We start from the raw sequence: 23,071 nt of genomic DNA on the forward strand, positions 1-23,071 counted from the left end.
CCTGATAGTGTCAAAATTGCAACATAAGCATTATTGTTTTCGCACGCGGCAACCCCGGTGCATGCCCTTTAGTTTGAGCCTCGTGGACATAATCAAACAGGGACGTACATCATGAAGAAGATCATTCTCCCATTGCTGGGCTGCCTGGCACTGCCGACTGCTGCCATGGCTCAGGACGACACCGCACCCGATGGCAGCAAAGCCTTCGGTATTGAACCCTATGTCGGCATTCTCGGCGGTTATCACACTTTCGACCGCGGGACCGAGTTCGGCAGCGTTCCGGGCGAGACGATCATGAACGGCGCCCTGATCAGCGGCATCGCGGGCGTGAATGTGCCGCTCGGGCCGGTGTTCGTCGGGGTGGAAGGGAACGCCTCGAAGGGCTTTAGCGACATCGACTGGGAATATGGCGTGAAGGGCCGTGTAGGCGCCCGCGCAGGCGAGAGCGGTTTGATCTACGCCTCGGCCGGCTATCAGTGGGTCAATGGCAAAGGCGGCTGGCCCGACGAGAAGGACTGGATGTACGGTGCGGGTGTCGAAGTGGGGCCAAAGGAGATCGGCCTCGGCGGGGTCACTGGCAGCAGCGGCGTGCGCCTGCGCGTGCAGGTCGACACCTATGATTGGGACAGTTTCCGTCCCATGGCTGGCGTCATTTTCCACTTCTGAAAATTACCACACAGTTCCAGGGGAAGGAATAAGACATGGCCTTCCCCCGGGACGCACAGGCTGATCGCGCAGCCGCTTCTGGGCCGCATGCGCCTTGAGTGGAAGATGGGCGCTGCCATGGGGTAGAGCGGGCAACTACAGCGGGCCCGTTCTCCCATTCAGCCAGAATGTGCCGGGCTCATTCACATGATCTGGAGATTTTCTTCCCGCACCATGAACCCGTTGAATATCAAGGCGTTTTGCGTGGGCTACTGCGCTCTTTGCAGGATTTTGGAGGCTTGTGCATGACGATCGAGGTTCGCTTCCCCGATGGCAGCCGTCGGGATGTGCCGAGCGAGCTTCGTATCCTGCACGCAGACTGCGCGAGCGAAGAGCCTGCAGTCTGGCATGTACCTCTCAACTGCGATTCCTATTGGCGTTATGCGTTTGACGGCGTCCACTGGAATGCGCGCCCCAGAACGGGTAGCCTTGCCATGTTCCGCAGTCCGGGCATCGAGTGGTGGCGGGGCATCGTAACAATGTCGGACGAAGCGGCTTCGGGTCAGGAACAGGGTCTTCTGGTCGCCGTCAACGCCTGATGGCCTATGACGTCTTTTGAACAGCGCGAGGCGATGCGCTCACCATTGTATCAGCATATTCTATGTGAGCCGCTGCCAGGCCTCTTCCATCGCATCGCGCAGTTGCGCCGCCCAGAAGGATTGCCCCTCGCCTTGGGAAATAAGGTCCTGCCTGACCTCGATTTCAGCGTAGCGAAGGTCGTTTGAAAGGGCGTGGAAGGGCATGCTGTAATCGGTTTCATCCATGGCATAGGGAGCATTGTCGCCCACCTTGATCGGCAACCGGCGTAGCGCGTCCAACAGGCAAATCGCAAAATCGATCCGGCCGGCGGCGTGCAAGACGCCCACCGACCAGGGGCGCCTCATCTCGTCCAGTATCGGGGTGAAACTATGGAGCGCCAGCAGGATTGTCTCCTGCCCCGCTGCCAGCCGAGCTGAGATCATTTCTGAAATGCCGGAATGATATGGAGCATGGATGGAGGCGACACGCGCCAGCCTGTCGGTTTCAGTCAAACCCTGATTTCCACCGATATCGGTCCCATCGGACGACGCAGGTATCGCGTCGTCGCGCGCGGGATCGCGATTACAGTCGATCACCAATCGCGAATAATTCTGGAAGATGAAAGGGGCATCGAGGAGACGCGCCAGTTCCAGCCCCATCTCTCTCACGCCTATGTCGATTGCGATATGCCGAGACCAATCGGCCGGGCCTACGCCAAGATCACCCAGGGCCGAAGGAATTGCCAGCCCTGCATGATCTCCGGTCAGGAGGAACGGGGAGGAGCCGTTCGCGTTGATGACGGTGAAGGGCGCGGGATCGGCTGGCACCAGTAGATTCATGGTTTCTCCCTGCCCATTGGGAACTTCCTTTCATGCCGTTGCTCACAATCGAACATGTGACGACTTATCGCTATCAGCAGTCGGTGTCGCTGGGCGAACATCGCATCATGATGCGGCCGCGCGAGGCCTTCGACCAGCGACTGCTCCGCGCGCGGCTCGATATCGATCCCCAACCTTGTGAATTGCGCTGGCTGCATGATGTGTTCGGAAATTCCGTGGCAATTGCTCTGTTCGACAAACGCACGTCGCAGCTGAAAGTCGCGAGCGCGGTTACGCTAGAGCATGCGCCCTTGACGCAGCAGCAGGTCGACGTCGAACCCTATGCCCGGCTTTTCCCCTTCACCTATTCATCGGAAGACATGCCCGATCTGTTGCGGTCGATCGAACGAAACCATCTCGATCCCGAGCGGATCGTCGACAATTGGGCCAGAGGTTTCGTCAGCAATCATGGTGATACAGCGACCATCGATCTCCTGACGCGGATAGCGACAGGCATCCAGCGTGACTTCACCTATGTGCCACGACATGAAAAGGGCACCCAATCTCCTATGGAGACGTTGCGCAAGCGGCAGGGGACCTGCCGTGACTTCGCCGTGCTGATGATTGAGGCTGTCAGGGCGCTGGGCTTCGCCGCCCGCTTCGTGTCGGGCTATGTCTATAATCCATCGCGCACCGAAGGGCTGGTCGGTGGCGGCAACACCCACGCCTGGGTCCGTATCTTCCTGCCCGGATCTGGCTGGGTGGAATTCGATCCGACAAATGGGATCATCGGCAATCGCGGCTTGATCCGCGTGGCGATCGCACGCGACCCGTATCAGGCGCTACCGTTGTCGGGCACCTGGTTCGGCCTGCCTGCAAGCTTTCTGGGGATGGATGTGAGCGTCAACGTCAGTCGTGCCGATCCAGAACCATTCTCCCTCTCCGGCCATGGCGCCATCAACAGCCGGCTTGCCGGCAATCAGGAAACGAACCCGACATGCTGATCCGGTGCGGCTATGATATCGAATTCTCGACCGAGAACCGGACGGCGATGATGGCCATGCTCAGCCTGCATCCATCGCGCCATCAGGATCTGCGAACGCCGCAGCGGCTGATAGCGGCGCCCGACATTCCGCTTTATCAATTCGAGGACGGGTTCGGCAATGTCGCCACCCGGCTCACCATCCCACCGGGCAATGTGCGCTTGTCATGCGACTTTGTGATCGAGGATAGCGGAGATCCCGACCAGCGCTCGCCCAGTGGTCCTCAGATGCCGGTGGAAGAGCTTCCAGATGCCGTCATGCCCTTTCTTCTGGGCAGCCGCTATTGCGAAACCGACCGTCTGATGGACGTGGCATGGGCTCAATTTGGTCATCTGGCCAGCGCGCGGGAAAGGGTGGAGGCGATCGTGGGCTTCGTGCATCATCATATTGAATTTGGCTATCAGCATGCGCGCGCCGACAAGACCGCCTGGAATGGCTATCAGGAGCGAAAGGGCGTGTGCCGTGACTTCGCCCATCTCGCCATAACCTTGTGCCGCTGCATGAATATTCCCGCTCGCTATTGCACCGGTTATCTCGGCGACATCGGCGTGCCTCCGGTAGATGCTCCGATGGATTTCAGCGCATGGTTCGATGTCTATATCGATGGCGCTTGGTATACCCATGATGCGCGCCATAATCGCCCGCGTATCGGCCGGATCCTGATGGCGCGCGGGCGCGACGCCACCGACGTAGCCTTGACGACCGCTTTTGGCCCGGCAAAGCTGGTGCGATTTCAGGTGCACACCCAGGAAGTAACCGCCCTTGACTGAGCAAAGCGACCCGCTTCTCCAACCCTGGACTGGCCCGCTTGGCGCGCCACCTTTTGCGCGGATAGGCGATGACCAGTTCCTTCGCGCGGTCACGACCAGCATCGCCTGGCATAAGGCTGAACTTGATGCGATTTGCGAGCAGGTCGCGCCCGCGACCTTCGAAAATACGATTGCCGCACTGGAACGGTCGGGCGAGCCGCTCGCGCGCGTCCGGCGGTTGTTCTGGGCCCTGTCCTCGGCGAAGGGCACGCTGGCCATCCGCGAGGCGGAAGGTGAGATTTCGGCGCGACTTAGCGCGCATGCCGTCGCCATAAGCCATAACGACCAATTGGCAGCGCGCGTCTTCGCAGTCCATGCTTCACGGCACGAGAGCGGCCTCACCCCGGAACAGGTCCGCCTCGTGGAGGATAGCTATGCAAGCTTCCTTAGAGGCGGCGCAGCGTTGACGAGGGCTGGCAAGGACCGCTTTGCCGCTATCGAGGCTCGCCTGTCTGCCCTAGCAGTTCAATTCGGGCAGAATGTGCTTGCCGCAACAAATGCCTGGGTGCTCGATCTGGAGAAGAATGAGCTTGAGGGACTGCCGAGCGCAATATGCGAGGCGGCTGCGGCGCGAGCAGCAGCGAAGGGGGTGCAAGACCGTTATCACATAACGCTCGATCGCACCGACCTGGAGGCATTTCTGACCTTTTCGAAGAGGCGCGACTTGCGCGAGGCCCTATGGCGGGCCTTCACCGCCCGTTGCGACGGCGACCAACATGATAATTGGCCCATCATCGCCGAAATGCTCGCGTTGCGCAGGGAGAGGGCGGTCCTGCTGGGCTATGCCGACCATGCGCATTATGCGCTGGCCGACAGCATGGCGCATGATCCGGCAGCAGCGAGCGCGCTGATGCGCCAGCTGTGGGCGCCGGGCAAACGGCGCGCAGCGCAGGAAGCTGCTGAACTGCAGGCATTGATCGATGCGGAGGGCGGCGATTTCCGCCTCGCGCCCTGGGACTGGCGCTTTTACGCGGAACAGGTACGACGCACCCGTTACGCGCTCGATACTGCGGCAGCTGCGGAGCATTTGCGGCTCGATGCGGTGCGGCAGGCAGCATTCGACACAGCCGGCCGACTTTATGGCCTGAGCTTCTACAGGCGTGCGGACATAGAAGGCTATCATCCGGACGTCTGGGCCTGGGAAGTGAAGGAGAGCAACGGGAGCATTGTGGGTCTGCTCTTCACCGACTATCTGGCCCGCCCGGAAAAACATGGTGGCGCTTGGATGGGAAGCCTGCGGGTGCAAGAAGCGATGGATGGCGACGTGCGCCCGATCGTCTATCTGGTCGCCAATTTCGCTGCTGCTCCGCCACCCGACCGGGGTGCGACCCGCCTTTCGATTGATGAGGCGCGCACCTTGTTTCATGAATTTGGCCATGCATTGCATGGGCTTCTTTCACGGGTCACCTACCCCAGCCAATCCGGAACTGCGGTTGCCCGCGACTTCGTGGAGTTTCCCAGCAAGTTCATGGAGAACTGGATTGTCAGCCCGCAGGTGCTCGCCGGTCTTGGGATGCCGGACGATCTGATCAGCGCCATTCGCGAGGCGGAGGCTTATGGTCAGGGCTTTGCCACCGTGGAATTGATCGGCTGCGCATTGCTGGACCTTGCCATCCACCAGAAACCGCACGCGCAGATCGATCCTCGCGCATTTGTCGAGGCGCAGCTTGATGCGCTCGCAATGCCCCGCGCGGTCGGGTTGCGCCATCGCTTTCCCTATTTCACGCATATCTTTGATGGTGGCTATTCGGCTGCCTATTATAGCTATGCCTGGTCCGAAGCATTGGATGCCGACGCATTTGAGGCTTTTGTCGCAACCGGTGATATTTTTGACCCCCGTCTCGCATCGCGGTTCCGCGAAGAGATACTCGCTGCAGGAAATAGCCGCGATCCCTTGGAGTCTTTCCGGGCCTTCCTGGGACGCGCGCCCGACGGAACGGCCTTGATGCGAGCAAGGCATCTTCTCGACGCCTGAACGCCCCTAGCGCGCAAGCTGATTTGCCAAGAGTGAACCACGGGTTGCGGCCAGTTACGCCTTTCGCCAACCGCCGCGCTGCACATGGCATTCATGGTGATCGCATAACGGACAGAAGCGGGCTGCATGTCCTCATGCAAGGGTAGCAGACCCATCGAGGGACCTTGTCAGGCGGCGATGGTCAGCGAGGTGTCGACATGCTGTCCGGTCTGGATCACCTCATCAGTATGAACCTTGAACGAGGCCAGTCGCATCGGACCGAACGCCGTGGTCAAAGCGGTATCGGCTGCGTCGCGTCCGCACGCCATCAGGATGCGCCCTATGCGAGGGACATGATGCCGCGCATCGAAACTGTGCCACTCACCACCCAGATACACTTCGAACCAGGCGTGGAAATCCATTGGGACATCAACCGGATCGACGCCGATATCGCCAAGATATCCGCTGCAATATCGTGCCGGAATGTTCATGCACCGGCATAGGGCCACTGCAAGATGGGCAAAGTCCCGGCATACGCCAACCCGCTCATTATATGCCTCCCAAGCGGTTCTGGTGCATCGCGCATATTGATATCCATAGGTCAGATGTTGGTGCACGAAATCGACAATGGACTGCACACGCTGCCACCCGGGCGCGATATGGCCGAAATGATACCAGGCTTTCTGGCAGAGGAGATCGGTCTCGCAATAACGGCTTCCCATGAGATAGATAAGGACGTCCGAGGGCAAATCCCGAACTTCATGCTGGACTGCCGATGGACTTTGGCGATCGTGCAGGCCGCTATCGGCAATGGTGAAGTCACATGACAGGGTAGTGCGCCCTGCCGGCAGGGTCATGCGTGTGCAGATATTGCCAAAGCTGTCACGGTAATCATGGGTCGGGATCGGCGCGCCTGTCCTGATCCTGTGTGGGGTACAAAGATCGGGAAACCTAGACGGTCGGATCGTGAGGAGGGAAATTAACGGCGTAGGAGCACCGGTTTCCAGGACCAGTTCATAGCCAGCACGAATGAGCATAACTGCCTTTCCAATTCGAGGCGCGATCTAGACATGAAAATCTACAGGTCATTCGATGGTTTCTTTGTCCAGAAATCATCCGACAAATGTTAAACCTTCATTATTTGATCAAAAGATGATCTATTCAATTATATTTGCAATAATTGGTATCCGCGCAGGGGCTATATTACCGCCTGATGCTTTCGTTATTCGCCGATGCATATCTCTCCCAACAGTCGGGACAGTTCATTCACCGAATAGGGTTTGTGCAGAAGTGGAAAGCCATGGCGGCTATCATCAGCCAGGACATGGCTATAGCCACTGGTGAGCACCACGGGGATTTCCGGCCAGCGCGCCCGGATCTGACGCCCAAGCTCCAGACCATCGATCCCAGGCATGACGACATCTGAAAAAACGATATCGATATTGGCGTGCGAACGCTCAAGCACCGCGATCGCCTCAGGAGCATTGGCCGCACGCCACGTCTTGTAACCAAGATCCTCGAGGAGCTGCGAAGCGAAGTCTCCGACCGGCTCATTATCCTCGACGATCAGAATATTCGCATGCTGGATGGCGCAACGTCCTGACGGCGTGACATCCTCCAGGGAATGTGGCGCGGCAGCCCGCGGCAGATAGAGGCTGAACGTCGTCCCGATACCCAACCGACTTGCAACGTCGATCTCGCCACCGGACTGTTTGATAAAGCCATAGACCTGGCTCAGTCCCAAACCCGTACCCTTGCCCACTTCCTTGGTCGTGAAGAATGGCTCGAATATATGTTCTATCTGCCCTTCGCTCATGCCCGTGCCCTCATCCGTCACGGAAATCCTGACGAAATCGCCCCTGGCAGCCGCGAGGCCGCCGCGGGCCGGGATTGATCCTGCCGCTTCAACCGAAAGGGTAATCCGTCCCTCTCCGTTCATCGCGTCGCGTGCGTTCACCGCCATGTTGATCAACGCGGTTTCGAACTGGCTCGCATCGACTTCGACAAAACAGGAGGTGCAGATCAGGTCGACAACAAGGGCAATGCGCGAACCCACGACCGTTCGAAGCATATCCGCAACGGCTTCAACCTTGCGCGCGGCATTGAACGTCTCTGGTCGAAGGGCCTGGCGGCGCGCAAAAGCGAGAAGCTGGCTCGTCAGTTTCGCCGCACGGTCCGCGGTCTCCGAGATGGCATCTATATATTTCTTCTGCTTCTCGCGCGGCAGCTCGCGGGTCGCGAGAAGGTCGGCCGACCCACGGATGATGGTGAGAAGATTGTTGAAATCGTGCGCAACACCGCCTGTCAGTTGCCCGATCGCTTCCATCTTCTGAAGTTGCCGAAGCTGATCCTGAGCCGAGGACAGTTCGCGCGAACGCTCCTCGACACGCGCCTCCAGCGTGTCATTGAGCAGGCGCAGCTGTTCTTCCGCGATGGTCCGCTCCAGAAGGTCTGCGGCCTGCCGGGCGAGGATATCGAGCAGACGCAGGTCCCGCTCGGAAGGATGATGCGGACGATCCCAATGGGTGGAGATCATGCCGAGCAAGCGGCCGGTGCGCGAGAGAAGCGGCGTTGTCTGAGCCGAGCGGATGCCCGCGGCGCGAAACGCATCGAGGTCGGCAGTCCCGGCGATATCGGCCCATTTCTCGAAATCAGGAACAATGGCGCGCTGACCCATTTTCAGGGCTAGCGTGCAACTGCTGTAGGCTGCTGGACTGACCCACTGCCAGAACCCGACCGCTTCTGCCGGCAGACCTCTGTGCGCCAGCAACTGGAGTTGCCCCCCATGTCCCGAAGGGTCATCGGCGGGGCAAAGGAGTTGCATCGTCCCGAACTGGGAGCCGGTGATGGCAACAGCGGCCTCCACGATCTTGCCATAGAGTTCGAACCGATCATTCTCGGCGATGAGCGTAACGCTGATCGCGTGAAGCAACTCGATATCGGATGGCTCCCTGGCCGGGCCCTGAACTTGCGACCCACGCGGCAATATCTGCGGCCCTCAGTGACAGTCATTATGGCTCCCATGCCGCCATCATCGGCCGCGCTTCACGCCAAAAGAGGCATATGCACGAAAAGTTCCGGTGAGTTCTGGCCGCAGACATCACGCGTCCCAGTGCCGCGCGGTCGCTACGGAAGAATCATATTGATCCAGATTGGTCCTGGGCATCTTCTCGCCTCCCGCCGGAACCCAGCCTCCCGCTTCCGGTTAGAGGTCTGTCTGCTGCGACAATCGCAGCCTATCATGCGCGTCAGGGAGAGTTGATATGGCCGCTTCGGGTCCCAAGAGTGAGGCTGCTCTGGAAAATGGTCTTGCCGATCACCAGCCCGGAGCTGGAAGTCCCGATTATGAGACGATGGTCGGAGAAGGCGGGGAGACGCAGCAGAGGTTGCAGGATGAGCGCTCCGGTGATGCCCTGACAGACAATTTCGGGCATCGGATCGCAGACAATCAGAATAGTCTGAAGGCGGGCGCTCGCGGTCCCACGCTGCTGGAAGATTTCGTCCTGCGCGAAAAAATCTTCCATTTTGACCATGAACGCATCCCTGAACGGATAGTCCATGCACGCGGCTCTGGCGCCCATGGGATTTTCGAGTGCACCAAGGCCATTCCCGATGTGACCAAAGCGAGCATTTTCCAGAAGAAGGGTGCGAGCTGCCCTGTGTTCGTTCGTTTCTCGACTGTGGCCGGTGGCGCGGGATCCGTTGATACGCCGCGCGATGTGCGCGGCTTTGCTGTGAAATTCTACACGGAAGCCGGCAATTGGGATCTGGTCGGCAACAACATCCCGGTATTCTTCATTCAGGATGCCATGAAATTTCCTGACCTGATCCATTCGGTGAAAATGGAAGCGGATCGGGGCTATCCCCAGGCTGCGAGCGCCCATGACACGTTCTGGGATTTTGTATCGCTCATGCCCGAGAGCATGCACATGATCATGTGGGCCATGTCCGATCGGGCCATTCCTCGTTCGCTGCGGATGATGGAAGGATTTGGCGTCCACAGCTTCCGCTTCATCAATCAAGATGGCGACGGCAAGTTCGTGAAGTTCCACTGGAAGCCGGTTCTGGGCGTTGCGTCCCAGGTCTGGGACGAGGCTGTCAAGACGGCAGGCGCCGACCCCGATTTTCATCGCCGCGATCTGTACGAAGCCATTGCCAGCGGCGATTATCCCGCCTGGGACCTGGGCGTGCAGATTTTCGATGAGGCTTGGGCGGCAGAACAGCCCTATGATGTGCTGGATGCAACCAAGCTGATCCCGGAAGAGGATATTCCTGTCGAGATCATCGGGCGCCTCACACTCAATCGCAATGTCGACAATTTCTTTGCCGAGACAGAGCAGGTGGCCTTCCTGCCCAGCAACGTCATTCCAGGCATCGACTTCACGAATGACCCCCTGCTGCAGGGGCGGCTTTTCTCTTATCTCGATACGCAAAAGTCGCGTTTGGGAACGACCAACTTCCATCAGATCCCGATCAATGCGCCCAAATGCCCCTTCCACAATATGCAGCGCGACGGGTTGATGCAGACGCTGGTCCCAAAGGGGCGCGCCAATTACGAGCCGAACAGCCTGAACGAGGCTGGCGAGGATAGTGGTCCACGCGTTGCGCCCGAAACCGGCTTCACATCCTTTAGCGATAATGGAGAACGCAACGATCCCACTGACAAGATGCGGATACGTGCCGAAACATTTGCCGATCATTATAGTCAGGCGCGGATGTTCTATCTGTCGCAGACCCAGAATGAACAGGCGCACATCGCATCGGCCATTGTCTTCGAGTTGTCGAAGGTGGTGATGCCTCATGTGCGGCTTCGGGTTCTCTCGCGTCTGCGCAACATTGACGAGGATCTGGCGCAACGAGTCGCCGACGGGCTGTCGATCGCTCTGCCTGAAAAGGCGCCAGCAGCCCGAGACCTTGTGGAGATGCCCATCTCCGACGCTCTTTCTATCCAGAAGAATGCCAAGGATGGCTTCGCCGGCCGCAAGGTCGGAATTCTGTTTGCCGAAGGCTCCGACAAGGCGATGGTAGAGAAGCTCAAGACGGGCGTGGAGAAAGCAGGCGGCAGCGTCTTTCTGGTTGCGCCCAAAATTGGTCCCCTCAAGGTCAAGGGCGGAACGCTCGAAGCGGACGGCAAGCTCGATGGCTCGCCCTCCGTGCTGTTCGATGCGATTGCCTCCGTGCTGATGCCGCAAAGCGCGGAAATATTGTCGAAGCAAGGCGCTGCGGTCCAATGGTTCATGGACGCCTATGGCCACTGCAAGACCATCGCCCATTGCCCCGGCACGCAGATCATCCTCGACAAAGCGGGGGTGGAAAAGGACGATGGCGTCATTCCAAACGAGATGCTGCTGGACAAGGGCCCCAAGCGGCACTGGGCGCGAGAGCCGAAAATCCGCGATCTCGCCTGAGATCAGCTAATAAGTCCGCATGCGCGCCATTAGTGCGCATGCGGACAATTCTGTGCTGAGCTGTCCGGGACGACAGATTCATTTCGTTTGCACATCCAAAGCAGCTGGCGCCGACATGAGGTCGGTGCGCGGCGCCAACATCTTAGCAGTCCTGAGGAACGTGTCAGGACGAGGAGGACCAAATGATTCAGCCCGAAGACGAAGCATGGATGCGCGAGGCTATCGCGATTGCGCGTTCAAAAGGGTCAGATCCTTCAACCTCCCCTCTGGGCTGCGTGATCGTGCTGGATGGGAGGATGATAGCCGGCGAACGCAATCAGACTCAGGAGTTGCCCGACGCGACAGCCCATGCAGAAATGATGGCGATCAGACGCGGTTGCGAGAATAGCGGTGACATGGAGCTGCGCGGCGCAACGCTTTATTCGACGCTTCAGCCATGTGGAATGTGCACGATGGCATCGATCTGGGCAAAGGTCGGAAGGGTCGTTTACGGCGCTGGAAGGCATGATGTTCATCAGATGTATTTCGAGGCAAGGCATGTCGACACGCTGGATTTCGTAGCAGAAGCCTATCGCGATGATATCTCGATAGAGGGGGGATGCCTGCGCGCGGAATGCGCTGAACTTTACTACCCGCCTGACGCAGATCTTTCGGAGGAGGAACAGGCCAACCTATAACATCATCATTTTCTGCCCAGATGGCGGCATGGCTCAATCGGGTCGGCTTGTTTCGACGATAAGCCAAGGGTATCGCGGAGCCGATGAAAGGGCCGGGCGTTGTGCGTGCGGATCAACTTATGGAGTTCTGATGCGCGCAATCCTCCCAGAGCAGCTGGCAACCTATTTTGACAGCTCGCCTGTGGCTTTGTCGCTCGGCCGCGCAGAGGGCGATCATGAGCTGCTGTTGACGAATGAGGGCTTCAGGAACCTTACCGGCTATGCGACGAGCGAGATCGTCGGCCGCAATTGCAGGTTCTTGCAGGGACGCAGCCGGAATGAAGAGGCCCGCGCGCAGATACGGTCTTTCCTCCAGGACGATGGGCAGGCGAACGTGCGGACGTCCATCGTCAATTTCCGGAAGGACGGGCGCCCCTTCGTCAATCTTCTCTACATGACGAAACTTCGCGCTCAGTCGGGCCAGGTGCGCTATATTTTTGCGTCTCAATTCGATGTCAGTCGCACCCAGCCGGATCGACTGGCGGATTATGATCTCGACCTTGAGCGTACGCTTGACCGATTGAGTCCGGTCCTCGCGGAAAGCGGGATCGTGGTTGAAGGTTCGCTGATGACAATCGCGAATACGGTGGCCACCATAGCGCAGGCCAAGCTCATACTGTCCGATCTGGACAATGGCGATTTCCTTTGAGCGGTGAGACAGCTAACCCCAGCCGGTTGCCGATCGTGGGCATCGGCGCTTCGGCGGGCGGGCTTGAGGCCCTGCGCGAAATGCTGGCGTCAGCCCGTGGCCAGACCGGCATGTCCTTCGTCATCGTTCAGCATCTTGATCCCAATCATGAGAGCATGCTGGCGCAATTGCTGGACCGCCACACGACCCTGGAAGTTCTCCAGTGCGAGGGTGGTGAGCAGATAGAGGCGGACAAGGTTTACATCATCCCTCCCGGTCGCGGCCTAGTCATACGGCAGGGCATGTTGGAACTGACCGACTTCGCGCAGCCCCGCGGTCTTCGCAGACCGATAGATGATTTCTTCATCTCCCTGGCGTCGGACAAGCAGGCGGACGCCGCCTGCGTCATACTTTCAGGTACCGGCGCTGACGGGACCATGGGCTTGCGTGCCGTGAAGGAAAATGGCGGGCTGTGTGTCGTGCAGGATCCTGAAACGGCAAAATATGATGGCATGCCGCTGTCTGCTGTGGGAACCGGACTGGTCGATTTCGTCAAACGTCCAAGCGAGATAATTCAATGTCTGGAAGGATTTTTCCAGCACCGTGCCACGGCCGAAGCACCCGAACGGGAAGCTGCGCTGGTCGCCGATCATGTCGATGATCTGTGCAAGACTCTGCGGACTGCGGTGGGCCATGATTTTTCGGGTTACAAGCGCACGACCCTTATCAGGAGGGTCGAACGGCGCATGCATGTGCTGGGGATCACGTCGGGCCACAGCTATCTTTCGCGGATAAAAAGCGACAGGGACGAATGTGAAGCGCTGTTTCGTGATCTCCTGATCAACGTCACCCGATTTTTCCGGGACGCAGATCTGTTCGAGCGTCTGAGGATCACGGTTATCGAGCCGCTGGTCGATCAGGCCGATGGTGAGGAAATCAGGGTATGGGTTCCAGGCTGCTCCTCTGGCGAGGAAGCCTACAGCATTGCGATGCTCTTCGCCGAAGCTGCTCGCAAACGAAATATTCTGCCGGCATCCGTGCAGATCTTCGCTACGGATATTGATGAGCAGATGCTGCAGATTGCGCGCGAAGGAGTATATCCTGCGTCTGCGCTTGCAGATATTCCGCTGGCGCTGCGCGAGCAATATGCGATCCCTCACGCAGAAAGGTTCACGATCGTTCCCCAATTGCGGGACATGATCCGCTTCTCCAGTCATAGCCTGGTCAAGGATCCGCCCTTCTCGCGCATCGATCTGGTCTCCTGTCGCAATCTTCTCATCTATTTCGATGATCGGCTGCAGCAGACGGTCATGCCGATCCTGCATTATGCTGTTCGGCCAAATGGATATCTGTTTCTTGGACCGTCCGAAAGTGTCGGGAGATTCGAGCATCTCTTCCCCGCGATCGATCAACAGGCGCGCCTTTTCCAACGCGCGCCTGGGCCACCCAATTATCCGATCGATCTGCCGGGTGGCGGCAGGCTTCGCGATCAACCCGCAACAGGTTCCGGCAACAGGCCGTCGGGTCGGTCGGCAAGCGATGAGACCATAGCGGTCCGTCGCCTCGTCGAGCGTTATACGCCCGCTAGTCTCGTGCTAGATCAGGATGGCGCCATAATCTCTGCCTATGGTCGGCTCGGCCGCTATTTTGATTTTCCGGTCACACGGACGGGAGGCTCGAGCGCGATTGGTCTTGCCCGTGCTGGGCTTCGCAACGTTCTTGGGCCGCTACTGCGCGAGGCGCGCGACAGTCGAAAGCGGGTCGTTGCGCGTGATGTGGAGGTCATGTCCGAATATGGCATGCAGCAGATCGATGTCATCTGCGATCCACTGACCGATGGCACGCTACTTTTCGTTTTCCGCGACACCGCACCTTTCCGCCCGGCGCTTGATCAGGATGTCGGCGAACTGGACGCAAGCGATGATCATCTCGATGCATTGGAGGACGAGCTTCGTGTCACGCGGCACCGCCTGCGTACCGCTGTCGAAGAATTGGAGACGGCGAATGAGGAACTGAAAAGTTCCAACGAAGAAATGATGTCGATGAATGAGGAGCTTCAGTCCACCAACGAGGAGCTCACAACCGTAAATGATGAGCTGAAATCAAAAGTTGACCAGCTGACTGTTGCAAATTCCGACCTTCGAAATTTCTTCGAGTCGACCGATCTGGCAGTGATTGTGCTCGATGGAAAACTTCAGATCAGAAGCTATACCGAAGCTGCGACGGCGCTTTTCCCGCTTCAGCCCAGCGACCGCGGACGACCATTGGAGGATGTCACGTCACGCCTTGTAGGGACGCTCTATCTTGATGATGCACGGTCCGTGTCAGAGGGGCATCCTGTGATCCAGAGGCGTGTCACGACCCGCGATGGCGCGAGAACCCTTTCGCTTCGAACATTGCCTTACAGAACCCAGAGCGGATCAACGGACGGCGCGACGCTCGTCCTTACGGACATCACTGACGCATTGTCTCTCGAGCGCGATCTTGCGGCCGAACGTGAGCGCCTTGGTATGGCCATTCGGGCCGGCGGCGTTGCAACATGGGAATATAATGTCGACACGGGTGAGGCGATCATCGACGACCATGGGCGTTCCATCCTGGGAATAGCGCCCGACATCGCTTCGACCGATGGTGACCGGCGCCTGGCGCGACTGCATCCCGACGACCGTGAAGCTTTCGATGCAGCATTGGCGGAAGTTGTCGCGCAAGGGGGCGATTTCGAAGCGAGCTATCGCGTCGTCGAGAACGGCCAAACGCGTCGCATCAAGAGTTTCGGCAGGATCGTGAGCGATGGGTCAGTCCGTCATCTGGTCGGCGTCTCTATCGATGTAACGTCGGAATATATGCTCGCCGAGACGCGTGAACTGATGCTGCGCGAAATGAATCATCGCGTGAAGAATCTTTTCGCGATCGTGGGCGGAATGGTCTCCGCTGGGGCGCGGATTCATGATGATGTGCGTGCCTACGCCGCCGATCTGAGGGAGCGTATTGCAGCCTTGGGACGTGCGCATTCCCTTGCTTCGCCAACGGGGGAAGTACAGGCCATCAATCTGGAAGAGTTGGTTCGGACAACCATCGAACCCTATCGGGATCATGCAGCAATCTCGATCAGTGGACCTGAAATCCTCATCGCGCGTTCCTGCCTCTCGTCCCTGGCGTTGATGCTGCATGAATGGGCGACCAATTCGGTCAAATATGGGGCTCTGGGGGCCTCCGATGGGAGATTGAACATCGTTTGGAAACTTGACCATGATCTCCAGTTGACGTGGAGCGAAACGCGCCGGGACGCACTGAGCGAGGATGGCGACGTTGGGAGCGGATTTGGCACCCTGCTGGTCCAGACATCATCCCGACAATTGGGCGGGCATGTGGAAAGAGATATTAGCGACGACATGTTCACGATAAGCCTTACCCTGCCGGACAAGGTTCTGGCCGATGCCTAAGACGATCATGCTGGTTGAAGACGAGCTCCTGGTTGCCTTCGATGTACAGGACATCATTGAAGCTCAGGGCTTTTCGGTCGACGGCCCCTACATCTCTGTTAAGGATGCTGTCGCGGCGGTCACTGCGCAACTGCCGTCCTGCGCTGTGCTCGACGTGCGTTTGCAGGATGGCGAGGTCTTTCCGGCGGCTGATTTGCTCGAAAAAGCGGGCGTTCCAATCATATTCCATTCCGGGCATGCCGACGCCTCGGATCTCAAGCGGCGCTATTCCAAGGCTGCGGTGTGCGAGAAGCCCTGTTCGCCCGCGGCCCTGAGAGATACGATACTCGAGCTGCTCGCCGAATGAGCCCAATTTTTGCGTAGCGCTCCGCCACCATTTCCGCGCAGCACCTGACCACGCGCCTCAGGCCGTCGCAAGATGTCCCTGAAGGCGGAGATTTTCAGGCGTCGTCGGGGATGGTCGGATTGTTCGTTCCTGGCGCGCCGGGCATCAAGGCTCCGTCAGCATTCCGATCCTCCTCAGGTCCCGACCGTTCGCCCAGGGCGCGGTCGTCGGGCTGCGCCTCCTGACCGTGGATCGGCTGGTTTTTGGACTGCTCCTCCTGCGTGCGCCGCGCATCATTCGCGTGGTGACCATTGCCTTGCATAGTCGTGGCCTGCGGCTGCGCGGCTGCCGCGATAGCCAGGATGAATATCCACATGATGCTTCCTCTCACTTCTCCATAGTCGCTCTAATCTCCCGTGGAGCGACGTGGTTCCGGATTTTCTCCTCTTGCAGCCCCCAAACGGGAATCATGAGCAAGCGGCACACGCTTTCTATGGCTCGAATTTGTGCAGCCGTCGCGAAGCGCCCCGCGCAAAATCGGCAAGCAATTAGGACTCTGCAACTCCTGTCCCATGCGCTCGTTTAGCGGCAGCGACTTATGTTGGAACGGGAGCTTTCATGGCCGGACGCACGCTGCTTCAGTTTTTCCACTGGTACTATCCTGATGGAGGCCAGCTCTGGGACGAGGTCGCTCAAAAAGCGGAGGATCTCAAGGAGTTGGGTGTGACGGACGTCTGGCTACCCCCGGCCTATAAAGGGGCTGCAGGCGGCTATTCCGTAGGCTATGACAGCTATGATCTTTTTGACCTGGGCGAATTCGATCAAAAAGGATCCATAGCCACCAAATATGGTGATCGCGCCGCGCTGGAACAGGCGGCGCATGCGCTGCACGACGTTGGCGTTGGCGTCATTCATGACGTTGTCTTCAATCATAAAATGGGCGCGGACGAGATGGAAACGGTCCATGTTCGCAGGGCCAATCCCGATAATCGGGACGAAGTGGAAGACCAAGCATTCCAGGCTCGCGCCTGGACCCGCTACGTTTTCCCTGGACGCCAGGGGCGCTATTCAGAGTTTGTCTGGGATGCCAGATGCTTCACCGGCGTCGACCATATTGAAGAACCGGATGAAGATGGCGTGTTCCGGCTCGTCAATGAATATGGTGATGGGGAATGGAATATCGAGGTCGACGACGAAAAGGGCAATTTTGACTATCTGATGGGATCAGACGTCGAGTTTCGGAACCGGGCGGTCTATGAAGAGCTCAAATATTGGGGCAGATGGCTGGCTGATCAACTGCCTTGTGACGGATTCCGTCTCGATGCAGCCAAGCATATCCCTGCATGGTTTTTCCGCGATTGGGTAGGGCACATGCGCGAAAGCGTCGGCGACGCGCTGTTTGTCGTCGCCGAATATTGGCATCCCGACATGACGGTCCTGCAAGCATATCTGGACATGGTCGATCGACAACTCATGCTTTTCGATGTCGGCCTTCTCCATCGTTTTCACGATGCGGCCCGAGCCGGCGGCGATTTTGACCTGCGAACGATCTTCGATGGTTCGCTGCTGCATGCCGCCCCGGATCATGCGGTAACGATCGTCGGCAATCACGACACCCAACCGCTCCAGGCTCTTGAAGCACCCGTGGAGGATTGGTTCAAACCCCTGGCCTATGCCTTGATCCTGATCCGCGAACAGGGCACCCCATGCATCTTCTATCCCGATCTTTTCGGCGCACGATATGCCGATCAAGGTGGCGATGGGCACGCGCATGAGATCGTCATCGAGCCGGTGGCATGTCTGCCTCAGTTGCTCAGAGCACGGCAACTCTATGCCCATGGACCGCAAAGCGATCTGTTTGATGATCCACATTGTGTCGGTGTCATACGCCATGGCACCCAGGATCAGCCAGGATGTGTCCTGCTTGTGTCAAATGGCGAAGAGGCGAGCAAATCGGTCCAGCTCGGACCGGAGCATGCAGGGGCATCTTTCCATGATTTTCTGGGCCATCATGGTGAAGAGATAATCGCTGATGAAAAGGGAAGCATCATCCTTAAGGTGCCCGGCGGCTCGATCAGTCTTTGGGTTCGCACATAACGCAATTTCCGGAATTTGCCTTCTTGGCCTTCGGCTCTTCTGGCAGCCTATTTCTTTAAATACAGGACAAGGTGCATCTCGAACGAACCGAGAGGCTGGCGGCGCCGGTTCAGGACTGGCGCGATGGCGGTCAGCGTAACTCTGGCGAGTCGTCGCAGACGGATAAGCGCGTTCTGCATCGCCCGGCCAAGTGAATGCAGCCCTTCAGGCAACGAGACGGGTCATAGCCTCACCCGGCTCTCCAGCCGGCTGCCGATCTTCAATGGCATCGATGACAGAAAACAGGTTTGTCACATTCTCATCAGCTTCGAATTCCGATCGGGACTGGGCTAATTGGCCATCGTTGATCAAAGCTTCGAGCGCCGTGCGAGCACGAGCAACGCGGCTTTTGACCGTGCCGATCGCAGTGCCCATGATAGTCGCGGCTTCCTCGTAGGAAAAGCCACCCGCCCCGACCAATATGAGTGCCTCACGTTGAGGGACGGGAACCTGCGCAAGAGCGCGCACGACATCGGATAGCTCGACAATCTGCAACTGTTCCGCGGGCGCGGCAAGTAGTCTGTCTGCGACAAGATCGTCCCACGCCCCGACAAATTTGCTGCGCCGGCTGAGGCTGAAATAGTGATTGCGAAGGATAGTGAACGTCCATGCACGAAAATTGGTGCCGGGTATGAACCGCCCCCGCGCGTTCCAGGATTTCAGCATGGTTTCCTGAACCAGGTCGTCGGCAAGATCGCGATCGCCACACAGACTGCGGGCAAAAGCTCTGAGTTGCGGCAGGACCAGCGTGAGTTCCCGCTTGAATGCTGTGTCAGTCAGCTTGTGCGGAGTCTCGGCGATTTGCGTTGCCGTCATAAGACCCTTCGTGACGATGATGTAGCGCTGTGTCTGATAACGGGGTGGTTGACGATCTGTTCCGCTGGGGTCGGCGGGCGAAGACCTGTCCGCCTCTGCGCCAGCCGCCTGTCGGCCATGGCAAGCCGGTGCGAAGCGCATGTTTACGGGGCGATCGGATCCTGCAGGGCCTCTGGCCGTTACCCCCTCATCTAACCCAGTCAGAAAAACTATTTCCAAAGGAGTCGCCATGTCGCTCAGCGACCGCACGATCGCCCTTCTCATCGCTCCGCGCGGTACGGAAGAAGTCGAATTTCTGGAGCCGATGAACGCCTTGAAGAGGGCGGGTGCGCGCGTTCAAGTGATCGGCCTTCAATCTGGCCAGGCACGCACCAATGTTCATGATCTTGATCCGGGTGGCGAATATGCCGTCGACATGACCTTCTCTGAAGCAGATCCTGCATCTTTCGATGGCCTGGTCATTCCCGGTGGCAGTGTGGGTGCTGACAAATTGCGTGCCAGCCGCGAAGCGATATCCTTTGTCGAGGCAATTTTCGATGCGGGCAAACCGATCGGGGCTATTTGTCATGCGCCCTGGCTTTTGATCGAAGCCAAGATAGCCCCCGGTCATTCGCTTACCTCTTATCCTTCGATCAGGACGGACATCGAAAATGCCGGCGGTCATTGGGTGGATGAGGAAGTCGTGATCGACGGTCAGTGTATCACCAGTCGCAGTCCTGATGATCTGCCGGCATTTTGTGCTGCACTCGTCGACGCATTTGCAAACGCGTCATCGCGTTGAACGTTTTCTGGAACGGCGGCGGACAGCGGCCGCCAATTTTTCAACAGGGTGAGGGTCGATGATTTTTCGTAAAAAGGCCATTCAGGGTCGGGCATTTGGCCAGTCCCGTGATGAGGCGATGCAGGACGCGGTGAAGATCGGAATTGCGGAAACCGCAGCGCGTGCCGCTGTCACTGCGACAGTCACCTTTGCGGTGGGTTGGCTGCTCAAGCGGACCTTTGAAAAAACGGTGGCGCAAAATGCGCAATCTGCCTGCAGGACAAAACCATCCATGGCGACGAATAGCCCTGCGGTGAGCTACAAACATACGCGAAAGCGGACTGATAGCGGGAGTCCGGACGCCTCCTGAAGAGAGACGCGCTGGAGCTTGCGAATTACCAAGGCAGCGCGATCTTTAGGGAAGGTGTGACTGCCTGCGTGCAGCTTGACCAGAAAATTTCGAGTGAGCGCATTTCTTCGGATACAAATCGGACATTGAGAAGTTATCATGCGGTAAGTCATTGACTTGCGGCCCCCCTAGCCCTGCATCGAAAGATGCAGGGTTTTTAGTGTCTGGCTTTCGATGCGACTCCCGCGTGATGCACCGGTGACCTTTTGACCGCGGCGACAGCGATCCGGTTCGCTCGGATATCGGCAGGATCGCTTGTGCGAAGCGTGAGTGATGCTTAGCACTCGACCCTTGTCGGGTGATGTGCGAATGCGTTGCTCATCCATTTTTGCAATGCTGGACATGATGATGGTGTTTGCCGACTTTCTGCGAGGTCGAAGGCGTGACCTCCTGAGTGCCCAGGATCTCGAAGCGCTTGAAGCTGCGGTAGCTGACGTGCGAAACCTGCCTCCTCGCAAGACCTTCATCTCTCGCGATCAAAATATCACCACAAGCACCTATCTCCTCGAAGGCGTGATGTGCCGATACATGGATGACCGGCAGGGAGAACGGCAGCTTGTTGCAGTGCATGTGGCCGGCGACTTCGTCGACCTTCATGGCTACCCGCTTGGTCATCTTGATCATGACCTCGCGACCTTGACCGCCTGTCGGGTAGCGTTGGTGCCCCATGTTGCGCTCGATCACCTTGTTGCGACGCGCCCGGCGCTCACGAAATTGCTTTGGTTCAGCACGCTCCTTGATGCTGCGATGCATCGCGAATGGATATTTCGCCTCGGCCGTCTCGACGCGATCGCGAGGGTCAGCCATTTCTTCTGCGAGACGGAAGCGAGATTGCGCGCGATCGGTCGAAGCGATGGATCGCATTTCACCCTTCCGATGACGCAGGCCGATCTGGGAGAGGCGTGCGGCATTACGTCCGTTCATATGAACCGGATGCTGCGGGATCTCAAAGACCGCAACCTCCTGGCGATGCATCGCCATGATGTTGAAATTCGCGATCGAAAAGGCCTGGAGCGGTTGGGCGAATTTGATCCTGCTTACCTTTTCCTCGAAGAGCAGAATTGACGGAACCGCCCTTGCCAGCCTGTCGTTGTCGGGGCCTGGAGAAGGAGCGAAGAAGATATGCCAACCCCGGGTATTCATGAAGAAGCTGGCATTGCCTCAGCCCACGCTGGATTGATCATGCTTGATGGTCCTAACGGCATCGCAATAACGCTGACAGCCAGTGCAGCGGAGGGGACGGGTCATTCCCTGTTGCGGGCCGCAGAACTGGCACGCGAACAGCTGGAAAAAGGACAAACTGAAGATTTTGCGGAAGACTAAAGATAAAATCTTATTAATTTAGATCAATATTTCATATCGTTTCGGGTTTGCTCTTTATTTTATTGTTTCCGCAATGCAACTTTAACCATCCATGCGGCTTTACTTTGCGGCTCGTGTGCTGAGGGGGGGACGAGGCCTATCTCCGTTAGAGGATAGCCGCATGAAGATCGCTCAAATCGCTCCCCTGGCTGAAAGTGTACCGCCCAAGCTTTACGGGGGTACCGAACGGATCGTCTCCTATCTCACCGAAGCTTTGGTGGATCAGGGGCACGACGTGACCCTGTTCGCCAGCGGCGATTCGCAGACTTCGGCCGAGCTTGTTCCGATCACGCCGGCGGCGCTGCGACTGACCCCGGGCATCGTCGACACGATCCCCTATCATATGATGATGCTTGATGCAGTGCGGCAACGGGCGGACGAGTTTGATGCGCTCCATTTCCATATAGATCTTCTGCATCTGCCAATGATCCAGGATTTTATTGGACGCACCGTGACGACATTACATGGTCGGCTGGACCTGCCTGATCTGCCGCCATTCTATCGCTGCTTTGGCGATCACTGCCTGGTTTCGATCTCTGATCATCAACGGCAACCCATGCCCCCGGTCAATTGGGGCGCGACCATCTACCACGGTCTCCCGGCCAACCTTCTCACCCCCAGCCTTGGCGAAAATGAAGGTTATCTCGCCTTTCTCGGGCGTATCTCGCCCGAGAAGAGACCGGACCGCGCTATTCGCATCGCAGCCCGAGCCGGCATGGAGTTGCGAATTGCGGCGAAAATCGACGCGGTCGATCGCGCCTATTGGGAGGAAGAGATCGCGCCTCTTGTCAAACTATATCCCAATATTCGCTTCATCGGTGAGATCAACGAGCGACAGAAAGCCGATTTCCTCGGTGGTGCGAGCGCCTTGCTGTTTCCGATCGACTGGCCTGAGCCTTTTGGATTGGTGATGATCGAAGCCATGGCTTGCGGAACGCCGGTCATCGCCTTCCGCTGCGGATCGGTTCCGGAGGTCATAGAGGATGGGCGCTCGGGTTTCATCGTCGACAGCGAAGACGAGGCTGTCGAAGCGGTGAAACAAATTCGTCACCTCGAGCGCAAAATGGTGCGCGGCGTATTCGACGCACGGTTCACGGCTGACAGGATGGCTGCCGATTATGCCGCGTTATATCATCGACTGCCCGGTGCGCGCACCGACGCAGCCTGGCTGCGTCGCCGGCGCGGCGAAGAATCGGAATTGCAGATCGTCGCATAGGAGC

The 23,071-nt window shown here is 58.1% G+C and carries 21 protein-coding genes; 16 read left to right on the top strand and 5 right to left on the bottom strand.

The annotated features are described in order from the left end of the window. Positions 1-111: 111 nt before the first annotated feature. Positions 112-666 (top strand): hypothetical protein, encoded by a 555-nt coding sequence (locus tag DIZ22_RS18900; protein WP_004209566.1) that lies wholly within the window; start codon positions 112-114, stop codon positions 664-666. A 284-nt stretch (positions 667-950) separates the two neighbouring features. Then, positions 951-1,244, top strand: a complete 294-nt coding sequence (locus tag DIZ22_RS18905) for a hypothetical protein (protein WP_122928553.1) — start codon at positions 951-953, stop codon at positions 1,242-1,244. A 60-nt stretch (positions 1,245-1,304) separates the two neighbouring features. Here the strand turns inward: DIZ22_RS18905 and DIZ22_RS18910 are convergent, their stop codons facing one another. Beyond that, the gene (locus tag DIZ22_RS18910) at positions 1,305-2,063 is read right to left on the bottom strand and encodes an N-formylglutamate amidohydrolase (protein WP_122928555.1); all 759 of its coding nucleotides are present in this window, start codon (positions 2,061-2,063) and stop codon (positions 1,305-1,307) included. A gap of 32 nt (positions 2,064-2,095) precedes the next feature. Here DIZ22_RS18910 and DIZ22_RS18915 point away from each other — a divergent pair, with 32 nt between their 5' ends. The 3 genes from DIZ22_RS18915 to DIZ22_RS18925 are packed head-to-tail and all read left to right on the top strand — an operon-like array spanning position 2,096 to position 5,869. Next, positions 2,096-3,046, top strand: coding sequence for a transglutaminase family protein (locus DIZ22_RS18915; protein WP_004209569.1), 951 nt, complete (start codon positions 2,096-2,098; stop codon positions 3,044-3,046). Next, positions 3,040-3,855 (top strand): transglutaminase family protein, encoded by an 816-nt coding sequence (locus DIZ22_RS18920; protein WP_010336625.1) that lies wholly within the window; start codon positions 3,040-3,042, stop codon positions 3,853-3,855. The genes DIZ22_RS18915 and DIZ22_RS18920 overlap by 7 nt, the downstream gene beginning before the upstream one ends. Continuing rightward, positions 3,848-5,869 carry a M3 family metallopeptidase gene (locus DIZ22_RS18925; protein WP_097385140.1) on the top strand — a complete coding sequence of 674 codons (2,022 nt, stop codon included), beginning with the start codon at positions 3,848-3,850 and terminating at the stop codon, positions 5,867-5,869. Before DIZ22_RS18920 ends, DIZ22_RS18925 begins: the two co-directional genes overlap by 8 nt. A gap of 167 nt (positions 5,870-6,036) precedes the next feature. On the opposite strand, the gene DIZ22_RS18930 is transcribed toward DIZ22_RS18925, so the two are convergent. After that, on the bottom strand, positions 6,037-6,885 hold the full coding sequence (locus DIZ22_RS18930) for a transglutaminase family protein (RefSeq protein WP_122928558.1): 849 nt from the start codon (positions 6,883-6,885) through the stop codon (positions 6,037-6,039). A 185-nt stretch (positions 6,886-7,070) separates the two neighbouring features. After that, a complete protein-coding gene (locus tag DIZ22_RS18935) occupies positions 7,071-8,780 on the bottom strand; it encodes an ATP-binding protein (RefSeq protein ID WP_240626775.1) in 1,710 nt (569 codons plus the stop codon). 331 nt (positions 8,781-9,111) lie between these two features. Here DIZ22_RS18935 and DIZ22_RS18940 point away from each other — a divergent pair, with 331 nt between their 5' ends. The 5 genes from DIZ22_RS18940 to DIZ22_RS18960 all read left to right on the top strand — a co-directional run bounded on the left by DIZ22_RS18940 (position 9,112) and on the right by DIZ22_RS18960 (position 16,389). Next, positions 9,112-11,256, top strand: coding sequence for a catalase (locus tag DIZ22_RS18940; RefSeq protein WP_097385143.1), 2,145 nt, complete (start codon positions 9,112-9,114; stop codon positions 11,254-11,256). A gap of 182 nt (positions 11,257-11,438) precedes the next feature. After that, positions 11,439-11,933, top strand: coding sequence for a nucleoside deaminase (locus DIZ22_RS18945; protein ID WP_004209576.1), 495 nt, complete (start codon positions 11,439-11,441; stop codon positions 11,931-11,933). A 130-nt stretch (positions 11,934-12,063) separates the two neighbouring features. Further along, positions 12,064-12,621 carry a PAS domain-containing protein gene (locus DIZ22_RS18950; RefSeq protein WP_063141486.1) on the top strand — a complete coding sequence of 186 codons (558 nt, stop codon included), beginning with the start codon at positions 12,064-12,066 and terminating at the stop codon, positions 12,619-12,621. Beyond that, entirely contained in the window at positions 12,618-16,043 is a 3,426-nt protein-coding gene (locus DIZ22_RS18955; RefSeq protein WP_276309023.1) for a chemotaxis protein CheB, read from the top strand. Before DIZ22_RS18950 ends, DIZ22_RS18955 begins: the two co-directional genes overlap by 4 nt. After that, on the top strand, positions 16,036-16,389 hold the full coding sequence (locus DIZ22_RS18960; protein WP_004209581.1) for a response regulator: 354 nt from the start codon (positions 16,036-16,038) through the stop codon (positions 16,387-16,389). Before DIZ22_RS18955 ends, DIZ22_RS18960 begins: the two co-directional genes overlap by 8 nt. Before the next feature lie 94 nt (positions 16,390-16,483). On the opposite strand, the gene DIZ22_RS18965 is transcribed toward DIZ22_RS18960, so the two are convergent. Beyond that, positions 16,484-16,744 carry a hypothetical protein gene (locus DIZ22_RS18965; RefSeq protein WP_004209582.1) on the bottom strand — a complete coding sequence of 87 codons (261 nt, stop codon included), beginning with the start codon at positions 16,742-16,744 and terminating at the stop codon, positions 16,484-16,486. 242 nt (positions 16,745-16,986) lie between these two features. On the opposite strand from DIZ22_RS18965, the gene amyA reads away from it, so the two are divergent. After that, entirely contained in the window at positions 16,987-18,465 is a 1,479-nt protein-coding gene (amyA, locus tag DIZ22_RS18970; RefSeq protein WP_122928563.1) for an alpha-amylase, read from the top strand. A gap of 204 nt (positions 18,466-18,669) precedes the next feature. Here amyA and DIZ22_RS18975 read toward each other — a convergent pair whose 3' ends face one another. Next, the gene (locus DIZ22_RS18975) at positions 18,670-19,320 is read right to left on the bottom strand and encodes a sigma-70 family RNA polymerase sigma factor (RefSeq protein WP_010337910.1); all 651 of its coding nucleotides are present in this window, start codon (positions 19,318-19,320) and stop codon (positions 18,670-18,672) included. 229 nt (positions 19,321-19,549) lie between these two features. Between DIZ22_RS18975 and DIZ22_RS18980 the strand changes: the two genes are divergently transcribed. From DIZ22_RS18980 to DIZ22_RS19000, 5 genes are all read left to right on the top strand, one after another. Then, complete coding sequence (locus DIZ22_RS18980) at positions 19,550-20,101, top strand: type 1 glutamine amidotransferase domain-containing protein (protein WP_010337909.1); 552 nt, start codon at positions 19,550-19,552, stop codon at positions 20,099-20,101. A gap of 58 nt (positions 20,102-20,159) precedes the next feature. Next, on the top strand, positions 20,160-20,450 hold the full coding sequence (locus DIZ22_RS18985; RefSeq protein ID WP_010337908.1) for a hypothetical protein: 291 nt from the start codon (positions 20,160-20,162) through the stop codon (positions 20,448-20,450). A gap of 786 nt (positions 20,451-21,236) precedes the next feature. After that, entirely contained in the window at positions 21,237-21,554 is a 318-nt protein-coding gene (locus DIZ22_RS22290; protein WP_240626851.1) for a helix-turn-helix domain-containing protein, read from the top strand. A 57-nt stretch (positions 21,555-21,611) separates the two neighbouring features. Continuing rightward, a complete protein-coding gene (locus DIZ22_RS18995) occupies positions 21,612-21,812 on the top strand; it encodes a hypothetical protein (protein ID WP_072894357.1) in 201 nt (66 codons plus the stop codon). 160 nt (positions 21,813-21,972) lie between these two features. Continuing rightward, a complete protein-coding gene (locus DIZ22_RS19000; protein WP_122928566.1) occupies positions 21,973-23,067 on the top strand; it encodes a glycosyltransferase family 4 protein in 1,095 nt (364 codons plus the stop codon). Positions 23,068-23,071 lie beyond the last annotated feature (4 nt).

It is taken from the genome of Sphingobium sp. LF-16 (assembly GCF_003711185.1).
GTDB classification, from domain to species: domain Bacteria; phylum Pseudomonadota; class Alphaproteobacteria; order Sphingomonadales; family Sphingomonadaceae; genus Sphingobium; species Sphingobium yanoikuyae_A.